16 protein-coding genes are annotated in these 19188 nt (G+C 69.0%); 8 read left to right on the top strand and 8 right to left on the bottom strand.

Annotation, left to right across the window (positions count from 1 at the left end; all coding sequences use genetic code 11):
* Positions 1-3: 3 nt before the first annotated feature.
* The 6 genes from C2U58_RS17845 to C2U58_RS17820 all read right to left on the bottom strand — a co-directional run bounded on the left by C2U58_RS17845 (position 4) and on the right by C2U58_RS17820 (position 5578).
* Positions 4-426: a hypothetical protein gene (locus tag C2U58_RS17845; RefSeq protein WP_102947086.1), complete on the bottom strand. Its 423-nt coding sequence runs from the start codon at positions 424-426 to the stop codon at positions 4-6.
* Positions 427-463: 37 nt separating this feature from the next.
* A complete protein-coding gene (locus C2U58_RS17840) occupies positions 464-2488 on the bottom strand; it encodes an FUSC family protein (protein WP_102947085.1) in 2025 nt (674 codons plus the stop codon).
* Positions 2489-2492: 4 nt separating this feature from the next.
* Entirely contained in the window at positions 2493-3929 is a 1437-nt protein-coding gene (locus C2U58_RS17835) for an efflux transporter outer membrane subunit (RefSeq protein WP_102947084.1), read from the bottom strand.
* Positions 3926-4834 carry an HlyD family secretion protein gene (locus C2U58_RS17830; protein WP_172448188.1) on the bottom strand — a complete coding sequence of 303 codons (909 nt, stop codon included), beginning with the start codon at positions 4832-4834 and terminating at the stop codon, positions 3926-3928. The genes C2U58_RS17835 and C2U58_RS17830 overlap by 4 nt, the downstream gene beginning before the upstream one ends.
* Positions 4831-5040 carry a DUF1656 domain-containing protein gene (locus C2U58_RS17825; protein WP_019183984.1) on the bottom strand — a complete coding sequence of 70 codons (210 nt, stop codon included), beginning with the start codon at positions 5038-5040 and terminating at the stop codon, positions 4831-4833. Before C2U58_RS17825 ends, C2U58_RS17830 begins: the two co-directional genes overlap by 4 nt.
* Positions 5041-5122: 82 nt before the next feature.
* The gene (locus tag C2U58_RS17820) at positions 5123-5578 is read right to left on the bottom strand and encodes a MarR family transcriptional regulator (protein ID WP_102947082.1); all 456 of its coding nucleotides are present in this window, start codon (positions 5576-5578) and stop codon (positions 5123-5125) included.
* Positions 5579-5707: 129 nt separating this feature from the next.
* Here C2U58_RS17820 and folE point away from each other — a divergent pair, with 129 nt between their 5' ends.
* Genes folE through C2U58_RS17800 form a run of 4 tightly spaced genes read left to right on the top strand, consistent with a single transcriptional unit; the run spans position 5708 to position 11872 of the window.
* On the top strand, positions 5708-6310 hold the full coding sequence (gene folE, locus C2U58_RS17815) for a GTP cyclohydrolase I FolE (RefSeq protein WP_102947124.1): 603 nt from the start codon (positions 5708-5710) through the stop codon (positions 6308-6310).
* Between the two features lie 13 nt (positions 6311-6323).
* Positions 6324-7793 carry a DUF3375 domain-containing protein gene (locus C2U58_RS17810; protein WP_102947081.1) on the top strand — a complete coding sequence of 490 codons (1470 nt, stop codon included), beginning with the start codon at positions 6324-6326 and terminating at the stop codon, positions 7791-7793.
* Positions 7780-8481: a DUF4194 domain-containing protein gene (locus tag C2U58_RS17805; RefSeq protein ID WP_070208313.1), complete on the top strand. Its 702-nt coding sequence runs from the start codon at positions 7780-7782 to the stop codon at positions 8479-8481. The genes C2U58_RS17810 and C2U58_RS17805 overlap by 14 nt, the downstream gene beginning before the upstream one ends.
* A 19-nt stretch (positions 8482-8500) precedes the next feature.
* The gene (locus tag C2U58_RS17800; protein ID WP_102947080.1) at positions 8501-11872 is read left to right on the top strand and encodes an SbcC/MukB-like Walker B domain-containing protein; all 3372 of its coding nucleotides are present in this window, start codon (positions 8501-8503) and stop codon (positions 11870-11872) included.
* 3 nt (positions 11873-11875) lie between these two features.
* Here the strand turns inward: C2U58_RS17800 and C2U58_RS17795 are convergent, their stop codons facing one another.
* Complete coding sequence (locus C2U58_RS17795; protein WP_102947079.1) at positions 11876-12652, bottom strand: TSUP family transporter; 777 nt, start codon at positions 12650-12652, stop codon at positions 11876-11878.
* 59 nt (positions 12653-12711) lie between these two features.
* On the opposite strand from C2U58_RS17795, the gene C2U58_RS17790 reads away from it, so the two are divergent.
* From C2U58_RS17790 to C2U58_RS17775, 4 genes are all read left to right on the top strand, one after another.
* Positions 12712-13101, top strand: coding sequence for a YchJ family metal-binding protein (locus C2U58_RS17790; RefSeq protein WP_102947078.1), 390 nt, complete (start codon positions 12712-12714; stop codon positions 13099-13101).
* Between the two features lie 83 nt (positions 13102-13184).
* Positions 13185-14477: an ergothioneine biosynthesis protein EgtB gene (egtB, locus tag C2U58_RS17785; protein WP_102947077.1), complete on the top strand. Its 1293-nt coding sequence runs from the start codon at positions 13185-13187 to the stop codon at positions 14475-14477.
* A complete protein-coding gene (gene egtD / locus C2U58_RS17780) occupies positions 14474-15448 on the top strand; it encodes an L-histidine N(alpha)-methyltransferase (protein WP_102947076.1) in 975 nt (324 codons plus the stop codon). The genes egtB and egtD overlap by 4 nt, the downstream gene beginning before the upstream one ends.
* A 54-nt stretch (positions 15449-15502) precedes the next feature.
* Positions 15503-17680 carry a lytic murein transglycosylase gene (locus C2U58_RS17775; RefSeq protein ID WP_102947075.1) on the top strand — a complete coding sequence of 726 codons (2178 nt, stop codon included), beginning with the start codon at positions 15503-15505 and terminating at the stop codon, positions 17678-17680.
* A 63-nt stretch (positions 17681-17743) separates the two neighbouring features.
* On the opposite strand, the gene C2U58_RS17770 is transcribed toward C2U58_RS17775, so the two are convergent.
* Complete coding sequence (locus C2U58_RS17770; RefSeq protein WP_102947074.1) at positions 17744-18931, bottom strand: benzoate/H(+) symporter BenE family transporter; 1188 nt, start codon at positions 18929-18931, stop codon at positions 17744-17746.
* Positions 18932-19188: the final 257 nt, after the last annotated feature.

The following is a 19188-nucleotide window of genomic DNA, read 5'->3' as shown; positions in this document are numbered from 1 at the left end:
GGGTCAGGCGTCCTCGTCGCCTTCTTCCACTTCCCCGGGAACCAGCACGGTGCCGTCCGGGTACACGATCGCACCGTCGCCGCTGACGTCGAAGAAGCCCACCTGGTGCTTGTTGGCCAGGATCTGCACCTGGCCGTGCGCATCTTCAGCCACTTCGTCGTCGAACGAGGCGTAGATCACATGGGTGCCGATGCTGTAGTCGGTTACCTGCGGGCGATCATCCTCGTCGTCCGAGAGCGGACCGTCCATCGGCGGGAAGTCTTCGGCCAGCTCGGCGAAGAACGCCTGCAGCGCCGCCACCGAGACGGCCGCGTCGTCGTACTCGTGCTTCTCGTTCCACTCGGTCTGTGCGTCGTACCACTGCAGGAACGCTTCGACTTCGCGCGGCGCCACGGCCGGGTCGAACACCATCACGTCATAACTCATCGAAGTTTCACCTTGTGCCATGCAGGAATGCAGGGCGTCAGGATACTCCGCCCTGTGTGACCGCCAGCTGCTCGGGGAACAGCGCATAGCGCAGCCCCAGCACACCCATCAGGGCCTCATCGCGGGCCTTGCCGGCCTCCACGGTCTGCACCCGCTGCAGCGACGCCTCCAGCCGGGCCTGCAACGCCGGCGGGGCGGGCAGCGGCCGGCGTTGCGCCACCTGGGCCCGATAGTGCGCGGCCACGTCGTCCAGGATGGTTTCGATGGCCTGCATGCTGGCCGCCGGCAGGCCGTGCCGGGCGCGGCGCAGCTGCAGGATGTTCAGGCCGATGCGCGCCTCGGTCAGCATGTCCACCGAGGCGATGTCGCTTCCTTCGGGTGTAGCGGCCAGGCGCGGGGCCAGCACGCCCAGCAGGTCCAGCATGCGCGCGGCGAACCGCTGGCGATCCTGCTGGCCATGGCCTTCGGCGGCCTCGGCCAGGGTCACCCAGCCCTGGCGGACCAGGCGGCGCGCGGTCCATTCGGCCCCCACCGAGCGGAACACCCGGGTCATCACCACCGCAAATCCGATCCCGATGAACATCGCCACCGACGAATTGATGAAGCTCTGGATGTTGGCGTTGTAGGTATTCTGCACATTCAGCAGCGCCACCAGGTTCACCGTCAGCGGCAGCCCGATCAGCGCGGTCTTCGGCCGGTGCAGCAGCAGCCCCAGTGGCAGGAAGATCACCGCCAGCACCAGCGCCAGGCTGCCGAAGTCGTGCACCGCCGGGAACACCCCGAACAGGTACACCGCTGCCACGCCGCTGGCCACGATCGCCCACAGCAGGAACTGCAGCATGCTCGGCGCCGGGTCGTCCTGCGCGGCGAAGAACGCAGCGGCCACCGCCGCCATCATCGCGCCGTTGCCACCGCCTTCCCAGCCCAGCCCGATCCACAGCGCGCAGTAGGTCATCAGCGCCACGCCGGCACTGGCCGCCGAGAACAGCGCCATGCCGTAGTCCACGTGGCGCGCATCGCCGATGCGCTCGGCGCGCACCCGGTAGTGGGCGGTATCGCGCGGGGCGCTGCCGTGTTCGATGGCGTCCTGCAGGGTCGCGCAGTCCTGCCACAGGTCCACCAGCTCCTCCAGCCGCAGCAGCAGGGTCACCAGCAACAGGTGGTCCAGTTCACCGTCCACCGCCGGCTTCAGTGCCAGGATGCGCGCGCGCAGCGCGTCATGCTCGGCGCTGCTGGCGCGGCCCGGGTGTTCCAGCCACTGCGCGATGTCCTGCACCAGCGGCTCCAGCCCCGGCGGCAGCGCGCGGCCACCGGCACGCAGCGCACCCAGCCGGTCGGCAATCGAGGACAGCACCGGCAGCATCAGCAGCATGCGTTCGCGCAGGCGTTCCATCGATACCGCAGACCCCGCATGGCGCGGGTCATCGCGGCGCAGGAACTCGATCAACGCCTCGAACTGGACCAGGTCGGCGGCCAGCCGGTTACGCGGCCCGTGCGCCTGGCCGCGCAGCAGGATCTGCCGGCACCACTGCGCCGCATCGCCCATCCAGCTGCCGATCCGTGCGCGCAGCATGGGTCGCGCCGAGCTCGGAAAGAACAGCGAGGCGAACAGCACCGCCACCACCGTGCCCAGGATGATCTCTTCGCTGCGCGCCACCACCGTGTCGAAGATGGTGTCCGGCGAAGTCACCGCCGGGAAGCCGATGAACGCGGTGGTGTAGCCGGCCAGCAGGAACGCATAGCCGCGCGGACCGCGGTTGAGCAGGGCGATGAACAGGCAGGCCGACAGCCACAGCGACATCGCCGCGCTCAACAGCAGCGGGGTCTCCACCAGGTGCGGCAACATCCACAGCGTGGCTGCGCCGGCGATCAACGTGCCGACGATGCGGTACACGCCCTTGGCCCGGGTCGGGCCCAGCATCGGCTGGGTCACGATGTAGACGGTGGCCATCGCCCAGTAAGGGCGCGACAGGTTGCCGGCCAGCCCGATGTACAGCGCCGCCAGCGCGGCCAGGAAGGTCTTGACCGAAAACAGCCACGCCTGGCGGTCCAGCAGCAGCATGGGGTTAGTTCTTGTCGACATTCCAACCGCCGCCGAGGACCAGGAACAGCTGGATCTGGTCGCGCGAGACCTGCGCCTGCGCCTGCGCCAACGTGGCGTCGGCGCTGACCAGGGTGCGGTCGGCGTCCAGGCTGGCCAGGTAGGGCGTGCGCCCACCCTGGTAGAGCCGCCGGTTCTGCTCGGCAGCCAGCGCGGCCTGGCCCTGCGCCTGCTGCAGCGACTGTACGCGCTGCAGGTCGTGCGCATAGCGGCTGAGCGCGGTCTGGGTTTCGCGCAGCGCCTGCAGCACGCTGTGGTCGAACTCGGCCAGCGCCGCGTCCGCACCGGCTTCGGTGGCGTGGATGCGCGCGTGGGTGCCCGAGGATGGCAGCGTCCACGAGATCAGTGGACCGATCGACCACTGCTGGGTCAGCGGTTCGCCGAAGTCGGCCAGCAGGCCGGCCGCGCCCAGCGAGGCGCCCAGTCGGATGTCCGGATACAGCGCGGCAGTGGCCACGCCGATCCGCGCGGTGGCGGCAGCCAATCGGCGTTCGGCCTGGCGGATGTCGGGGCGGCGCTGCAGCAGTGCACGGCCATCGCCCACCGGCAGCGGCCGGGCCAGGGTCGGCGCCGCGCTGCAGTCGCTCACGCCAGCGGGAATCTGCCCCGGGGTCTGCCCGAGCAGGGCCGCCAGCTGGTACTCGGACGCCTGGCGCTGCGCGCGCAATGGCGGCAGCGCCGCTTCCAGCATCGCCACCTGCGCGTTGGCACGGGCCAGCTCCGGCGGCGTGCCGCGCCCGGCATCGATCAGCCGCTGGGTTACTTCGCGGCTGCGCTGCTGCAGCTGCAGCGAATGCTCGGCCACGTGCAGCTCGTGGTTGGCGTGGCAGATCTCCACGTAGCTGCCGGCCACCTGGGCCACCAGCGACACCCGGGCCAGGTCCATCGCCGCTGCGGTGGCCTGCTCGTCGGCACGCGCCGCCTCGGAGGCGCGCTTGAGCTTGCCGAACAGGTCGAACTGGTAGGACACGGCGAACCTGCCGTCGGCCAGGTTGATCGGCGGGAGTTCGTGTTCGAGCAGGAACGATTCGGCCGACAGCTGCGCGCGGCTGACCCCGGCCTCGGCTTCGTACTCGAAGCCACCGGCATCCAGCGCCTGCTCGTACACGGCGGCGGCACGACGCAGGTTGGCGTCGGCGACCTTGAGTTCCACGTTGTCGCGCAGCGCCTGCTCGACCAGCCCGTTAAGGGTGGCGTCCTGGTACAGCTCCCACCAGCGCGCCGGCAGCTCGGCGCCGGGGGCCACCTGGGCATTGCCGGTGTCGATGAAGGCGGCGTTGGCGTCCGGGCGCTGGAAGGCGGCGCCGGCCGGCACCGCGTAATCGGGCCCGACCGTGCGGCACGCAGCCAGGCTGGTCAGGGCCAGCGCCAGGCCGATGCGGTGCAGGGCCGGGCGGCTCACAGCGCCGCCCGTGCCGGGTGCGCCGGCGTGGCCGGGGCGGTGTCCGGCTCGATGGTGACGGTGGCGGTGCGCCCGGCAATCAGGTTCACGCCCTCGGGCACGCTGTCGATATGGATGCGCACCGGGATGCGCTGCGCCAGCCGCACCCAGTCGAAGGCCGGGGTCACGTTCGGCAGCAGGCTGGAGCCCTCGCTGCGGTAACGGTCCTCGATACCGGCGGCAATGCTCTGCACGTGGCCCTGCAGCGGCTGCGCCTCGCCCATCAGGCGGATGTCGACCTTCTGCCCGGCATGCACGCCGCGCAGGCGGGTTTCCTCGAAGTAGCCATCGACCCGGAACGAACCGGTATCCAGCACCGCCATCACGGGGTGACCGGCGGTGACGTAGTCGCCGGCACGCACGGTGCGGTCGTTGACGTGGCCGTCGCTGGGGCTGCGCACTTCGGTGCGGGCCAGGTTGAGCTTCGCAAGGTCCACCGCCGCCTGCGCGGTGGCGGCAGCGGCCTGTGCGGCCTGCAGCTTGGCGCGGCGCACTTCGGCATCCTCGGCGGCCACCAGGTCCTGCAGACTGCGGTCGCGCGCGATCTCGCGGCGCAGCTGCTGCAGCGTGGCGTTGCGCTCGCCCAGCGTTGCCCGGGCCTGCTCCAGTGCGATCTGGTAGCGCGCGCGGTCGACCACGAACAGCACCTCGCCGCGCTTCACCGGCTGGTTGTCGGCCACGTTGACCGCTTCGACCAGTCCGGACACGTCCGGTGCTACCTGGACCACGTCGGCGCTGACATGCGCGTCGCGGGTCCACGGCTCGTCCATGTAGTACGACCACAGGTGGCGCAGCACCAGCAGTGCGGCAATGACGGCAACCCCGGTCAGGACGACCGGGACGGTGTGCTTGAGGATCTTGTTCACGATTGCATCCAACGCATCAGGGAAAACAACCCGCCGAGCACGATCACGTACACGGCCAGGTTGAACAGGGCGGGGTGCCAGATGTGGCGGTAGGCGCCGGTGCGCTGCAGGACCACGCGCAGCCCGCTCTTGAGCAGGTACGCCAGCAGCATCAGCCCGAGCAGGGTCGGGACGAACACACCGTAGAGACTGAATTCACCGTACATCGGGGCAGGAACTTCGCAGGGGAGCGGAAAGGGAAACGCCACGGCGTCGCCGGGCGACACCGGGAAACACGGCAGGGCAGGCTTACGTCACGCGGTCGGACGCATCGGCCAGCAGCTTCCACAGCTTCAGCACGGTGCGCAGCTCTTCGGTACTCAGTTCGCCGAAGACGTCCTGGCGCAGGCCGATCAGCTGCTGCTCCAGTTCGCTGACCAGGGCCTCGCCCTTGTCGGTCAGCCACAGCAGGTTGGCGCGGCGGTCGCTGGCGTCGCTCTCGCGGCGGACCAGGTCGCTGGCCGACAGCTTGTCCAGCAGGCGCACCAGCGACGGGCCTTCCATGCCCAGCTGCTGGGCCAGGGTGACCTGGCGGATACCACCGCCGGCGCGGCCGATCATCAGCAGCGGCATGGTGCAGGCGGCGGAGATGCCATAGCTGCCCAGCGCCTGGTCGGCCAGGCGCTGCCATTGCCGCCCTGAGTGGAGCAGGCCGGAGCTGAGCTGCATCTGCAGCTGGGTGCGTTCGTCGAGTGAGCGTTTCATGGCAGATAGATAGGATACTACTAATTACGATCCTATCAATACCCCTGGCCCAACCCCAGCCCAACGGGGCGGGGGACGGCCAAGGGCTCCGTCGGGTACGATGCTCGCCCCCTTCGGGTGCTGTATGCCATGAGCCAGAAAGACAACGACGCGACCCCCGTAACCCAGGCCGAAGCTGAATCGGCCGTGCGCACCCTGCTGCGCTGGGCCGGTGAAGATCCCACCCGTGAAGGCCTGCTGGATACCCCGCGGCGCGTGGCCGAAGCGTATGGCGACTGGTTCAGCGGCTACCGCGACGACCCGCGCGCCTACATGGAGCGCACCTTCGAGGAAGTGGCCGGCTACGACGAACTGATCGTGCTGCGCGACATCGAGTACGAAAGCCACTGCGAACACCACATGGCGCCGATCATCGGCCGCGTGCACGTCGGCTACCTGCCGGCCGGCAAGGTGGTGGGCATCAGCAAGCTGGCCCGCGTGGTCGAAGCCTACGCGCGCCGCTTCCAGGTCCAGGAAAAGATGACCGCGCAGATCGCGCAGTGCATCCAGGACGTGCTGCAGCCGATCGGCGTGGGCGTGGTGGTGGAAGGTGCGCACGAGTGCATGACCACCCGCGGCATCCACAAGCGCGGGGTCAGCATGGTCACCTCCAAGATGCTCGGCAGCTTCCGCGAGGACGCGCGTACCCGCGCCGAATTCCTGCGTTTCATCGAAGTGGGCGGCAAGCGCTGATCGTCCCCACTACATGAAGCACCGCGAACGGATTACACGCTACCGCACCCTGCGCGAGCAGCCCCAGTGGAAGCTGCTGGCGGCGGCCAACGCCCCGGAGATCATCGGCCTGCTGCAGAGCCTGCTGATGGACGGCGAGCGCACCCTGGCCTCGGCGGTGCTGCACGAACGCCTGCAGCGGGCGCTGGACCAGCTCAACGGCGACGAACTGTCGCGCGAGCTGCCGCGTACCGCCCAGGCCTACATCGCCCATTGGCTGGCGCAGGGCTGGCTGGAGCGGCGCCTGCCCGATGGCGCCGACCAGGAACAGTACGAGCTCTCCACCCAGGCCCTGCAGGCGATCCGCTTCGCCGACAGCCTGGAGCAGAGCCGCGTGGCCGCCACCGAAAGCCGGCTGGCGCTGGTGATCGAACAGCTCTCGCAGCTGGCCGCGCAGACCGAGTCCGACCCGGACGCACGGCTGTCGGCGCTGCGCGACGAGCGCGACCGCATCGACGCCGAGATCGCCCGGGTCGGCGCGGGCCGCGTGACTACGCTGGATGGCAAGCGCGCGCTGGAACGGGCGCGGCAGATCATCGGCCTGGCCGATGACCTCACCGAAGATTTCCGCCGCGTCCGCGACGACTTCGAGCGCCTCAACCGCGAGTTCCGCGAACGCATCATCGACGACGAAAGCGAGCGCGGCGACGTGCTCTCGCGCCTGTTTGAAGGCGTCGACGTGATCGGCGACAGCGACGCCGGGCGCAGCTTCCAGGCGTTCTGGCGGCTGCTCAACGACGCCGAACAGAGCGCGCAGCTCGACGCCGCGCTGGAAACCGTTCTGGCGCGCGGCTTCGCCCGCAAGCTGGACCGCAACGAACGCGCCTTCCTGCGCGGCTTCACCGGCACCATGCTCGACCGGGGCGGCCAGGTCCACGACGTGCTGCAGCACTTCGCGCGCAGCCTGCGCGGCTTCGTGCAGAGCCGCGGTTACCTGGAGCAGCGCCGGCTCAACCAGCTGCTCAAGCAGGCCCAGTCCGAAGCGCTGGCCCTGCGCGACGACTTCAGCGCCCAGCGCCCGATCGGCCGCGACCTGCAGCTCACCACCAGCCGCCTGCGCTCCTGGTCGCAGTGGAAGCTGCACGACCCGCGCAGCGCGCATGTCGACGGCAGCGTGCTGCGCAACGACGCGGCCAGCATCAGCCTGGAAAGCGTCGGCGACCTGGTCGCGTCGTCGGAAATCGACTTCCGCACCCTGCGCCGCGACCTGCACGAGCTGCTGGCCATCCAGCCGAAACTGAGCATCGCCCAGGCCCTTTCGCAGCGCGACGCGCCGCAGGGCCTGGGCAGCGTCATCGGCTACCTGTCGCTGGGCACCCGCCACGGCGTCATCGTCGACGGCGAACAGGAACTTGCCCACTGGCGCGGCAACGACGGGCAATGGCGACGCGCCCGCATCCCGCTGGTGTGGTTCACCCAGGAGAAACGCCATGAACTGGCATGAAGAATCCAACGGCGCCGCGCCGGTAGACGGCGCAGGCGACGAGTACGACGCCGAACCGGTGGTGGTCACCCCGCTGCCCAAGCGCAACAGCGATGTGTTCTACATGGGCGACACCGGCCGGCTGCCGCTCGACGGACGGCGCGCGCTGTGCCAGCTGCTGATCGGCCCCAGCATCGACCAGCTGCGCCACGCCAAGCTGTGGCCGGCGCTGATCCGCAACGAGCCGGCGATCCGCTCGGCGCTGTCGGACCTGTTCCTGGAACTGGTGCTGGACCGCGACAGCGGCGTGGCGTTCACCCGCCAGGCCGACACCGAAGACATCGAAGCGCCGGTGCTGCTGCGCAGTTCGCCGCTGACCTTCATCGACTCGGTGCTGCTGCTGTACCTCCGACAGCAGCTGGCCGAGGCCGATGCGCGCGGCAACCGCGCGGTGGTGGCCGACACCGAGATGGCCGAAGCGCTGGCCATCTACGAGAAGAACCTGTCCACCGACCGCGCCGGCTTCAACCGCCGCGTGGCGTCGGCGGTGCAGAAAATGAAAGAGAACCACATCCTGACCCGGCTGGCCGGCCAGGAAGACCGGCATGAAGTGTCGCCGGCCTTGAAGCTGCTGTTCTCCGCCGAAGACGTGTCCGCGCTGTCGTCGGTGTACCGACAGCTGCGCGAGACCCCGGCCGCCAACGCCTGAACGGAACGACCCCCTACGCATGGCCATTTCCAAGCACACGCCCGCCCTGTTCACCGAAGGCCTGCCCGATCCGCGGCTGCAGCAGTTCCGCATGCGCCGCCTGCAGGTGCACAACTGGGGCACGTTCAACGGCCTGACCGAAGTGCCGATCGCCGAGCGCGGCTTCCTGTTCGTGGGCCGTTCCGGCTCGGGCAAGTCGACCCTGCTCGATGCCATGTCGGCCATGCTGGTGCCGCCGTCCATCGTCGACTTCAACGCCGCCGCGCGCGAAGCCGAGCGCAGTGGTCGCGACCGCAATCTCGTCTCCTACGTACGTGGCGCCTGGGCCGACCAGCAGGACCGGGGCACCGGCGAAATCGCCACCCAGTACCTGCGCAAGGGCGCCACCTGGACCGCGCTGGTGCTGGAGTACCGCGCCGGCGACGGCCGCGTGGTCAGCCTGGTGCGCCTGTTCTGGATCGCCGGCAACGGTGCCGCCGCTGCCGACGTGCGCAAGCACTACCTGATCGCCGAGCGACCGTTCGACATCGCCAAGGACCTGGGCGGCTTCGACCTGGACCTGCGCAAGCTCAAGCAGCGCCTGGGCGACGTGCACCATTTCGACAGCTTTACCGGCTATGCGGAACGCTTCCGGCACCTGCTCGGCATCGACAATGAAATGGCGCTGCGCCTGCTGCACAAGACGCAGTCGGCCAAGAACCTGGGCGACCTCAACGTCTTCCTGCGCGACTTCATGCTCGACACGCCCCGCACCTTCGACGCGTCCGAGCGCCTGGTCAGCGACTTCGCCGAACTGGACGGCGCGCACAAGTCGGTGGTCACCGCCCGCCAGCAGGTGGAAACCCTGCTGCCGGCACGCGCGCTGCACGCCGAACTGAAGGCGATGAACCTGCGCCGGGCCGACGAGGAGACCCTGAAGCTTGGCCTGGACAGCTTCCGCGAATCGCGCCTGCAGAAGCTGCTGGAAACCCGCCTGCAGGAAATCGACGTCCGCCACCGTGGCCTGCTTGGCGAAGAGACCCAGCGCCGCCAGGCCCTGGCCAACCATGAAGAGCACCTGGCCGAACTGGAACTGCAGCGCCGCCAGCAGGGTGGTGAGCGCATCGAGGAGCTGGAGCGCGAGCAGGGCCGCGCGCAGTCCGAACACGAACGCCGCCAGGCCAAGCGCGCCCAGGTCGGCAAGGCCGCCGAACGACTGCAGGAAGCGCTGCCCGACGACGCCCATGGCTTCGCCCACCTGATCGGGCGCGCCCAGGCCGAGCTCGACAACCGCCAGCAGGCCGCGGCCGCGCTGGACGACGCCATCGCCGAGCGCCAGGCCGGCAAGCAGGACGATACCCGTCGCTTTGCCGAGGTCCGTGGCGAAATGGACGCGATGGAGCGCAACCCGTCCAGCATCCCCGCGCCGCTGCAGAAGCTGCGCAGCCGTATTTCCGAAGAGACCGGCGTACCCGAAGCAGCGCTGCCGTTCGTCGGCGAGCTGATCCAGGTGCGCCAGGACGATGCCGCGTGGCAGGGCGCCATCGAGCGCGTGCTGTTCGGCTTCGCGCAGTCGCTGCTGGTCGAGGACAAGCATTACAACGAGGTCAACGCATGGGTGAACCGCAGCCACCTGGGCATGCGTCTCACCTACTACCGCGTGCGTCGCAATGACGACGCCATGGCGCGCCAGCCGTCCGCGCGTTCGCTGCTGCACAAGCTGGAGCTGCGCGACAGCGTGTTCGAGCCGTGGCTGCGTCGCGAACTCGGCAAGCGCTACGACTACGAGTGCGTGGATGCCAAGCAGCTGCGCGATGTCGAACGCGGCATCTCGCGCGAAGGGCAGGTCAAGCATCCCGGCGACCGCTTCGAGAAGGACGACCGCAACGCCATCGGCGACCGTCGCCGCTGGCTGCTGGGCTTCAACAACGCCGAGAAGCTCGCGCTGTTCCGTCGGGAAGCGCAGGAACTGGCCCAGCGCATCGCCGACTGCGACCAGGACGTCGCGCGCCTGCGTGGCCAGCGCGACCTCGACAACGACCGCCGCCTGGCCTGCAACCAGCTGGTCAACGTCGGCTGGGAAGAGGTCGACGTCGCCACCGCGACCAAGCGCCTGCAGGACATCGAGTCGTCCCTGCGCGACCTCAAGGAAGGCAATGCCGACCTGGCCCGCCTGGCCGCACAGATCGACCGCAACCGCGCCGACATCGAACAGGCGCGCCGCACCTACGAAGACACCCGGCTGGAACTGCGCGAACTCACCCGCGAACGCGACAAGCTCGAGTCCCGGCGCCAGCACAGCCGCGCCCTGGTGCTGCCGGCGCTGGGCCCGACCCAGGAAGCCGGGCTGCAGAAGCGCCTGGATGCCTATGGCACGCTCGGCCTGGAGACGCTGGAAGCGTACATGCGCGAGATCAGCAAGGGCATCAACGAAAGCCTGGCCTCCTCGCAGCACGAAGTGCACGGCGTCGAGACCCAGCTGGTCGCCTGCTTCCGCCGCTTCGCCCAGGCCTGGCCGGAAGAGTCCGGTGACTTCACCGCTTCGGTGGCGTCGGCCGACGATTTCCTCGCGCGCCTGCAGCGGCTTGAGCGCGACGGCCTGCCGCAGCACGAAGAACGCTTCTTCGACCTGCTGCAGAACCAGAGCAAGAACAACCTGCTGGCCCTGCAGCGGCACAGCGCCGAAGCGCGCAAATCGATCGGCCAGCGCCTGGACGAGGTCAACGCCTCGCTGGAGCAGGTGCCGTTCAACCGCGGCACCCTGCTGACCATCGAACTCAGCGACCGGCGCCTGCCCGAGGTGCTGGAGTTCCACCAGCAGCTGCGCGAAGTCCTTTCGCACCACCAGACCGAAGAGCGCGACGTGGCAGAGTCGCAGTTCGCGGTGCTGCGCGAGCTGGTCAAGCGTCTTGGCTCACAGGAAGGCGAGGACAAGCGCTGGCGCGAAAACGTGCTGGACGTGCGCCTGCATGTCGAGTTCATCGGCGTCGAACTGGACGCCGCCACCCGCCAGCAGGTGGAAATCTACCGCAGCGGTGCCGGCAAGTCCGGTGGCCAGCGCCAGAAGCTGGCCACCACCTGCCTGGCCGCCGCGCTGCGCTACCAGCTGGGCGGGGCCGACAGCCAGCTGCCCAGCTACGCGGCCGTGGTCCTCGACGAAGCCTTCGACAAGGCCGACAACGAGTTCACCGCGTTGGCCATGAACATCTTCGAAAACTTCGGTTTCCAGATGGTCGTCGCCACGCCGTTGAAGTCGGTGATGACGCTCGAACCGTTCATCGGCGGCGCCTGCTTCGTCGAAATCAGCGGCCGCCACGACTCCGGCGTGCTGCTGATCGAGTACGACGAAGAGGGCAAGCGGCTCAAGCTGCCGGAGCGGACCCGCGCCGCGACCGAAGAAGTCGAGGCCTGAGCCTCACCCCGCGAACGTATCCCAGCCCATCCGTGCGATCAGCACGACCACAAGGCCGACGAACAGTTTGCGGATGAACGGCGTGCCGCCGCGCAGCGCCAGCCGCGTGCCAACCACCGAACCGGTGATGTTGGCCGCGGCCATCGGGATTGCGAACAGCCACAGGATGTTGCCGGTGGGCACGAAGAACGAGATCGCGGCCACGTTGGTGGCCAGGTTGACCACCTTCGACGCCGCCGAGGCGCGCAGGAAGTCCAGCCCGAAGAAGCGGACGAACAGGAAGATCAGGAAGCTGCCGGTGCCTGGCCCGAAGAACCCGTCGTAGAAGCCGATCACCGCGCCAATCGCCAGCGCGATGGCGAGTTCCTTGCGGCCGATCTCGCGCGGCCGGTGCAGCGCACCGAAGTCCTTCTTCCACAGCGTGTAGCCGAGCATCGCCACCAGCAGCACCAGCACCAGCGGGCGCACCGCGTCCTTGGGCAGCAGGCTGACCGCCGTGGCACCGGCGAACGAAAACACGAACGCCGTGCCCGCCGCGAACAGCACCGGCCGCCAGGGGAAGCGCACGTTGCGCGCGTAACGGAACGCCGCCGCGGCGGTGCCGAACATAGAACTGAACTTGTTGGTACCAAACAGCATGGCCGGCGTCTGCTGCGGCAGCACCGTGAACAGCCCCGGCAACTGCACCAGTCCGCCCCCGCCCACGGCGGCATCGACCAGGCCGGCAATGAAGGCAATCGCCACCAACCACAGCAACTCAGGGGGTACCAGCTCGAACACGGCAGCACATCACGGCGGAAAGCGCGCCAGCATACGCCCGCTCGGGCGACAATGCCCGCATGAGCCTTTCCGATCCGTGCCCCTGCGGCCTTCCGCACCCCTACGCCGCCTGCTGCGGCCGATTCCATGCCGGCGAGGCGGCGCCCGACGCCGAGGCGTTGATGCGGTCGCGCTACAGCGCGTACGTGAAGCAGTTGCCGCAGTACCTGCTGGCCAGCTGGCATCCCGACACGCGTCCGGAGAGTCTTTCGCTGGATGAACCGGCCGGGCAGCGCACGCGCTGGCTCGGGCTGACCGTCCACGAGCACACGCAGGGCGACCCGGACCATGCCCAGGTCCGCTTCACCGCCCGGTACCGTATCGGCGGCGGCAGTGCGGTCAAAATGCAGGAACACAGCCGCTTCGTGCGGCTGGAGGGGCGCTGGTGCTACCTCGACGCCTTGCCCTGAGCCCCCATTCAATGTGAACCGGTCACACGGCAGACCCCGTGCCGTGACACCGCGCTCACCCGGGCTCACCGATCCTCGGACGGATGAACGCTGTTGCTGCCCCGTCTCCCTCCGCCGCCCGTGCCACCGACACGCTGGCCGCCCGCTACGCCACGGTGCGCGCCCGCAGCGTCGCCTTGGCCGCACCGCTCAGCGCCGAAGACGCGATGGTGCAGAGCATGCCCGACGCCAGCCCCACCAAGTGGCACCTGGCGCATACCACCTGGTTCTTCGAACGCTTCGTGCTCGGCACCCAGCCAGAGTACGCCCCGTTCAACGCCGACTGGCACTACCTGTTCAACAGCTACTACCAGAGCATCGGCCCGGCGCATGCGCGGCCGCAGCGTGGCCTGCTGTCGCGGCCCTCGCTGGAGGACGTGCTGCAGTTCCGCAGCCGGGTCGACCAGCGCGTGATCGAACTGCTGCAGGCCGACGCACTCGATCCGCAGGCACTGCGGCAACTGGAGCTGGGGCTGCACCACGAGCAGCAGCACCAGGAACTGCTGCTCACCGACATCAAGCACGCGCTGTGGTGCAACCCGTTGCAGCCGGCCTACCGCGACGATCTGGTCAGTCGGCCGGGTGTCGCTGCGCCGCTGGAATGGATCCACAGCCCCGAGCAGATCATCGAGATCGGCGCGCCGGCGTGGCCGGCCAACGCCGCATTCGCCTACGACAACGAATCGCCGGTGCACCGCGTGCTGGTGCCGGCACACGCACTGGCGCAGCGCCCGGTCAGCAACGCCGAGTTCCGCCGCTTCGTTGAAGCCGGTGGTTACCGCGAGCCCGGCTTCTGGATGAGCGAAGGCTGGAGCCTGTGCCAGCAGGAGCACTGGCAGCACCCGCTGTACTGGGACGACGCACTCGCCCGCGAGTTCACCCTGGCCGGCTGGCGCGCGATCGACCCGGAGGCGCCGGTCTGCCACCTCAGCTACTTCGAAGCCGACGCCTACGCACGCTGGGCCGGCGCGCGCCTGCCCACCGAGTTCGAATGGGAAGCGGCCGCCGCAGGGCAGGGTACTGCCGGCAACTTCGCCGACGACGGCCGCCTGCACCCGTCCGCGCCTGCCCACGAACGCCCTGCCGGTCGCCACCAGCAGCTGTTCGGCGACGTCTGGGAATGGACCAGCAGCGCCTATGGCGCCTACCCCGGCTTCCGCACCTTCGAAGGCAACCTCGGCGAGTACAACGGCAAGTTCATGTGCGGCCAGTGGGTACTGCGCGGTGGCAGCTGCGCCACGCCCGCCGACCATATCCGCCCCAGTTACCGCAATTTCTTCGCACCGTCGGCGCGCTGGCAGTTTGCCGGCCTGCGCCTGGCCAAGGACGCCGCATGAGCACTGTCAGTGATGCCCTCGACGCGTTGACCGACCTGCAACCGGATCGCGCGCGGATTACCGCCGACATCCTGCACGGCCTGTCGCTGCAGCCCCGCCAGCTGCCCTCCAAATATTTCTACGATGCGCGCGGCTCGGCGCTGTTCGAGCAGATCACCCGCCAGCCCGAGTACTACCCCACGCGCACCGAGCTGCAGCTGCTGCAGGACGTGTCCGGCGAGATCGCGCGCGCGGTCGGCCCGCGCGTGCACGTGGTCGAACTGGGCAGCGGCAGCGGGCGCAAGACCGAACACCTGCTGCATGCGCTGGTCGAGCCGGTGGCCTACACGCCGATCGAAATCTCCCGTGCGGCCCTGCTCGACAGCGTCGCGCGGCTGGCCGAAGCGCTGCCGGACATCGAGATGCTGCCGGTCTGCGCCGATTTCACCCGTCCGGTGGAACTGCCCGAGCCGCAGAACGAACCCGCGCGGCGGTTGCTGTTCTTCCCCGGCTCCACGCTCGGCAATTTCGCCCACGACGACGCGGTCGCCCTGCTCGACGCCATGCGCCAGACCATGGGTCCGAACGGCCTGGCCCTGATCGGCATCGACCTGCACAAGGACCCGGCGCTGATCGAGGCCGCCTACAACGACGCCGCCGGTGTCACTGCCGCCTTCACCCTCAACCTGCTGCAACGGCTCAACCGTGAGATCGGCAGCGACTTCGACCTGGCCAGCTTCCAGCACCGCGCCCGCTACAGCGTGCCGCGCCTGCGCATCGAAACCGAACTGGTCAGCACCCGCGCCCAGCGCGTGCACGTGGCCGGGCGCAGCTTCGATTTCGCCAAAGGCGAGGCGATGACCGTGGAATACAGCCACAAGTACACCGACACCTCGTTCGCCGCCCTGGTCGCCGAAGCAGGCCTGCGCGTGCGCACCCAGTGGGACGCCGCCTCGCCGGCCTTCGGATTGCGCCTGCTGCAACGGGCCTGACCGCGTGGCTTGCCGCTATGATGCGGTTCTACTTGGCTGCACGGATTCACGCCAATGAGGTTCACCTCCGTCGGATTGCTCGGCGCGTTGTGCCTGGCCAGCGGCCCGCTCGCGGCCGCGCCACAGGACGACTTCGACCGCTGCCTGTCAGCGCTGCAGCCGCAGGCCATCAAGCAGGGCGTCAGTGCCGCCGGCTTCACACGGTTCACCGCGGGTCTCACCCCGGACCTGAGCGTATTGCCGCTGCTCGACGCGCAACCCGAATTCACTACCCCGCTGTGGGACTATCTCGCCGCGCTGGTCGATACCCAGCGTGTCGATGACGGGCGCGCGCAGCTGGTCCAGCACCGCGACCTGCTCGCCCGCGTGTCGGCCGAGTACGGCGTCGATCCGGCCACCATCGTCGCGGTCTGGGGCGTGGAGAGCGACTACGGACGCGTATTCGGCAAGCGTCCGCTGCTGCAGTCGCTGGCCACGCTGTCCTGCAACGGCCGCCGCCAACCGTTCTTCCGGGGCGAGCTGCTGGCCCTGCTCAAGCTGCTCGATGCCGGTGACCTGGGCGCGGACGGCCTGACCGGCTCGTGGGCCGGAGCGTTCGGGCATACCCAGTTCATGCCCTCCACCTATGCCCGCATCGCGGTGGACGGCGACGGCGATGGCCGCCGTGACCTGGTCGCTAGCATCCCCGACGCGCTGGCCTCCACCGCCAACTACCTGATGAAGGCCGGCTGGCGCACCGGCCAGCCGTGGGGCATCGAGGTCACGCTGCCGCCAGGCTTCAACGCCAAGCTGGCCGGGCGCACCCAGCGCAAGCCGCTGGCCGATTGGCGCAGCCTGGGCATCACCCCGATCGGCGGTGGTGCACTGGTCCCCGAAGGCCTGCCGGCAGACGCCAACGCCGCGCTGCTGCTGCCCACCGGCGCCAAGGGCCCGGCCTGGCTGGTGTTCCGCAACTACGATGCGATCTACGCCTATAACGCCGCCGAAAGCTACGCACTGGCCATCGCCACCCTGGCCGACCGCCTGCGCGGCGGGTCGGGCACCGTCACCGCCTGGCCGACCGACGACCCCGGCCTGGGCCGTACCGAACGGCGCGAGCTGCAGACCCTACTGCTGGCCCGTGGGCATGACATCGGCGCCGCCGACGGCATGGTCGGCACCGCCACCCGGCGCGCCATCCAGCTCGAACAACAGCAGCTCGGCTGGCCCGCTCCCGACGGCCGTGCCGGCCAACGCATCCTCACCACCCTGCGCACCGCGCCCCCCTTGCCCAAACCCACTACCGCCATGCCCGACAGCACCGTGTTCACCCTGCCGCCCAACCACGCCGCCTACGTGCAGTCGCCGGCCGCGCCCAGCGCCGCCCTGCCGAAGCTGGAGGGGTTGAGCCTGATCGACCTCCAGGGCTTCCCGGCCTGGAAGGTGGAAACCCCGCTGGCCAGCGCCGCGATCTCGGTGTTCGGCGGCCAGCTGCTGTCGTTCGTTCCCAAGGGGGGGCAGGACCTGCTGTGGCTGTCGCCCACCGCGCAGGCGCTGCCGACCCCGATCCGCGGCGGCAGCCCGGTGTGCTGGCCGTACTTCGGCCGCCAGGGGCAGGGCAAGGATGTGCCGTCGCACGGATTCGTGCGCAACGTGCCGTGGACGCTGAAGGACGCACGCCGCGAGGCGGATGGCACCGTGGTGCTGACCCTGGCTCCACCGACGCTGGACAACCTGGACCTGCACCTGACCATGCAGGTGCGCATCGGCCGCACCCTGGAACAACAGCTGATCACCGAGAACACCGGTTCCACCCCGGTCACCTTCACCCAGGCCCTGCACAACTACTTCAAGGTCAGCGACGCCCTGCAGGTCAGCGTGTCCGGCCTGGACGGCCTGAGCTACCTGGACAAGTTCGAGGACTACGCCACTCCGCGTATCCAGAAGGGCGACTGGTCGCTCAACGACCCACGCGACCCCGGCCGCAGCGACCGCATCTACACCCAGGCCGGTGGCCGCTACGTCCTGAAGGACCCGGGCCTCAAGCGCCGCATCGAGATCACCACCCAGGGCAGCCGCTCACTGGTGGCCTGGAACCCCGGCGAAAAGGGCGCAGCCGGCATGGCCGACGTCGGCCCCGGCTGGAAGAACTACGTCTGCCTGGAAGCCGCCAACGCCGGCCCCGACGTGGTGACCCTCGCCCCCGGCGCCCGCCACGTCCTCAAGCAGACGCTCAGCGTTCAATCCCTCTGAAACGCGGCCCGGTAGTGCCGGCCGCCGGCCGGCTCCACGCACACCCGACCGAAGGCCAGCGTTCTACCGCACCGAACGGGGCCGCAACACCACCAGGCAGATCGCCCCGGCCACCAGCCCCCAGAACGCCGACCCGATCCCGGCCAGCGACAACCCGGAGGCGGTCACCAGGAAGGTCACCAGTGCCGCCTCGCGGTCGGCTTCCTCGCGCAGGGCGGTCGCCAGGCTGTTGGCAATGGTGCCGAACAGGGCAATGCCGGCCACGCAGGCCACCAGTTCCTTCGGGAAGGCGGCGAACACCGCCGCCACCGTCGCGCCAAACAGGCCCACCACCAGATAGAAGGCGCCGGCCGCCACCGCCGCGGTGTAGCGCCGCGCCGGATCCTCATGCGCCTCGCGCCCCATGCAGATCGCCGCCGTGATCGCGGCCAGGTTGAGCCCGTAGGCGCCAAAGGGCGCCAGCACTGTATTGGCCACCCCGATCCAGCCGATGACCGGCGAGATCGGCGTGTCATAGCCGGAGGCGCGGATCACCGCCACCCCGGGAATGTTCTGCGAGGCCATGGTGACCACGAACAGGGGCAGGGCAATGCCGAACACCGCTTGCCACGACAGCGTGGGCCAGGTGAACACCGGCACCGCCAGCTCGACCCGCAGCGCCTCTACATGGAGAAGACCCTGCGCGGCGGCGACAGCTACACCCACCAGCAGTGTGGCGATCACCGCATAGCGCGGGAACAGTCGGCGCCCCGCAAGCCACGTGGCAAACATCGCCAACGCCATGCCCAGCTGGGTACCCATGGAAACGAACACATCCAGCCCGAAGCGCAGCAGCACACCGGCCAGCATGCCTGCGGCCAAGGCCATCGGCACGCGGCGCATCACCTTGGCGAACACGCCGGAGAAGCCAGCGAGCATCCCAAGCACCGCAGCAAGCACGAACGCACCGATCGCATCGCTGTAACCCACCGCGCCTGCACCCACTACCAGCATCGCAGCGCCTGGCGTGGACCACGCAGTGACCACGGGCACGCGATAGCGCAGCGAAAGACCAATGCAGGTCACGCCCATGCCCAGGCCCAATGCCCACATCCACGACGCAATCTGCGCCTGCGTGGCACCTACTGCCTGTGCGGCCTGGAACACGATCACCGCAGAACTGGCAAAGCCCACCAGCACCGTAATGAAGCCAGCCACTACAGAAGGCAACGAGAGATCACGCCACAACGAACGCTTTGCAACACCCGACATCACGCAGCTTCCATGAGCACACAGGAACTGCATTGTTGGCAGTCCTGCGCAGCACGCGCAACGCGCGTGCTGCGCTTTGCGATGTCGCCGACGCACGCATGCATGACGCAATGATGAAAAGTTGCAGAAAAGGGTTGACGAATTTCCAGAAGTCTTTAGTATTCGCTCCCTCGCTGCGACGCGGTCTTCACCCCGGTGAACACCAAGCCAAAGCGGCGGCAACATCCTTCGAAAGAAGGTGTTGACGGAAACGAAAA

The sequence above is a fragment of the Stenotrophomonas sp. VV52 genome (assembly GCF_002893095.1).
In the GTDB taxonomy this organism is placed as follows: Bacteria; Pseudomonadota; Gammaproteobacteria; order Xanthomonadales; family Xanthomonadaceae; genus Stenotrophomonas; species Stenotrophomonas aracearum.
The sequence above is the reverse complement of the archived record's forward strand: the minus strand, read 5'-3'. Positions and strand labels throughout refer to the sequence as shown.

What these genes read in the sequence shown, in the direction of transcription:
- C2U58_RS17845 (WP_102947086.1), bottom strand. Translation starts at nt 426, where the DNA reads ATGAGTTATGACGTGATGGTGTTCGACCCGGCCGTGGCGCCGCGCGAA.
- C2U58_RS17840 (WP_102947085.1), bottom strand. Translation starts at nt 2,488, where the DNA reads ATGCTGCTGCTGGACCGCCAGGCGTGGCTGTTTTCGGTCAAGACCTTC.
- C2U58_RS17825 (WP_019183984.1), bottom strand. Translation starts at nt 5,040, where the DNA reads ATGTACGGTGAATTCAGTCTCTACGGTGTGTTCGTCCCGACCCTGCTC.
- C2U58_RS17820 (WP_102947082.1), bottom strand. Translation starts at nt 5,578, where the DNA reads ATGAAACGCTCACTCGACGAACGCACCCAGCTGCAGATGCAGCTCAGC.
- folE (WP_102947124.1), top strand. Translation starts at nt 5,708, where the DNA reads ATGAGCCAGAAAGACAACGACGCGACCCCCGTAACCCAGGCCGAAGCT.
- C2U58_RS17810 (WP_102947081.1), top strand. Translation starts at nt 6,324, where the DNA reads ATGAAGCACCGCGAACGGATTACACGCTACCGCACCCTGCGCGAGCAG.
- C2U58_RS17805 (WP_070208313.1), top strand. Translation starts at nt 7,780, where the DNA reads ATGAACTGGCATGAAGAATCCAACGGCGCCGCGCCGGTAGACGGCGCA.
- C2U58_RS17800 (WP_102947080.1), top strand. Translation starts at nt 8,501, where the DNA reads ATGGCCATTTCCAAGCACACGCCCGCCCTGTTCACCGAAGGCCTGCCC.
- C2U58_RS17790 (WP_102947078.1), top strand. Translation starts at nt 12,712, where the DNA reads ATGAGCCTTTCCGATCCGTGCCCCTGCGGCCTTCCGCACCCCTACGCC.
- egtB (WP_102947077.1), top strand. Translation starts at nt 13,185, where the DNA reads ATGAACGCTGTTGCTGCCCCGTCTCCCTCCGCCGCCCGTGCCACCGAC.
- egtD (WP_102947076.1), top strand. Translation starts at nt 14,474, where the DNA reads ATGAGCACTGTCAGTGATGCCCTCGACGCGTTGACCGACCTGCAACCG.
- C2U58_RS17775 (WP_102947075.1), top strand. Translation starts at nt 15,503, where the DNA reads ATGAGGTTCACCTCCGTCGGATTGCTCGGCGCGTTGTGCCTGGCCAGC.
- C2U58_RS17770 (WP_102947074.1), bottom strand. Translation starts at nt 18,931, where the DNA reads ATGTCGGGTGTTGCAAAGCGTTCGTTGTGGCGTGATCTCTCGTTGCCT.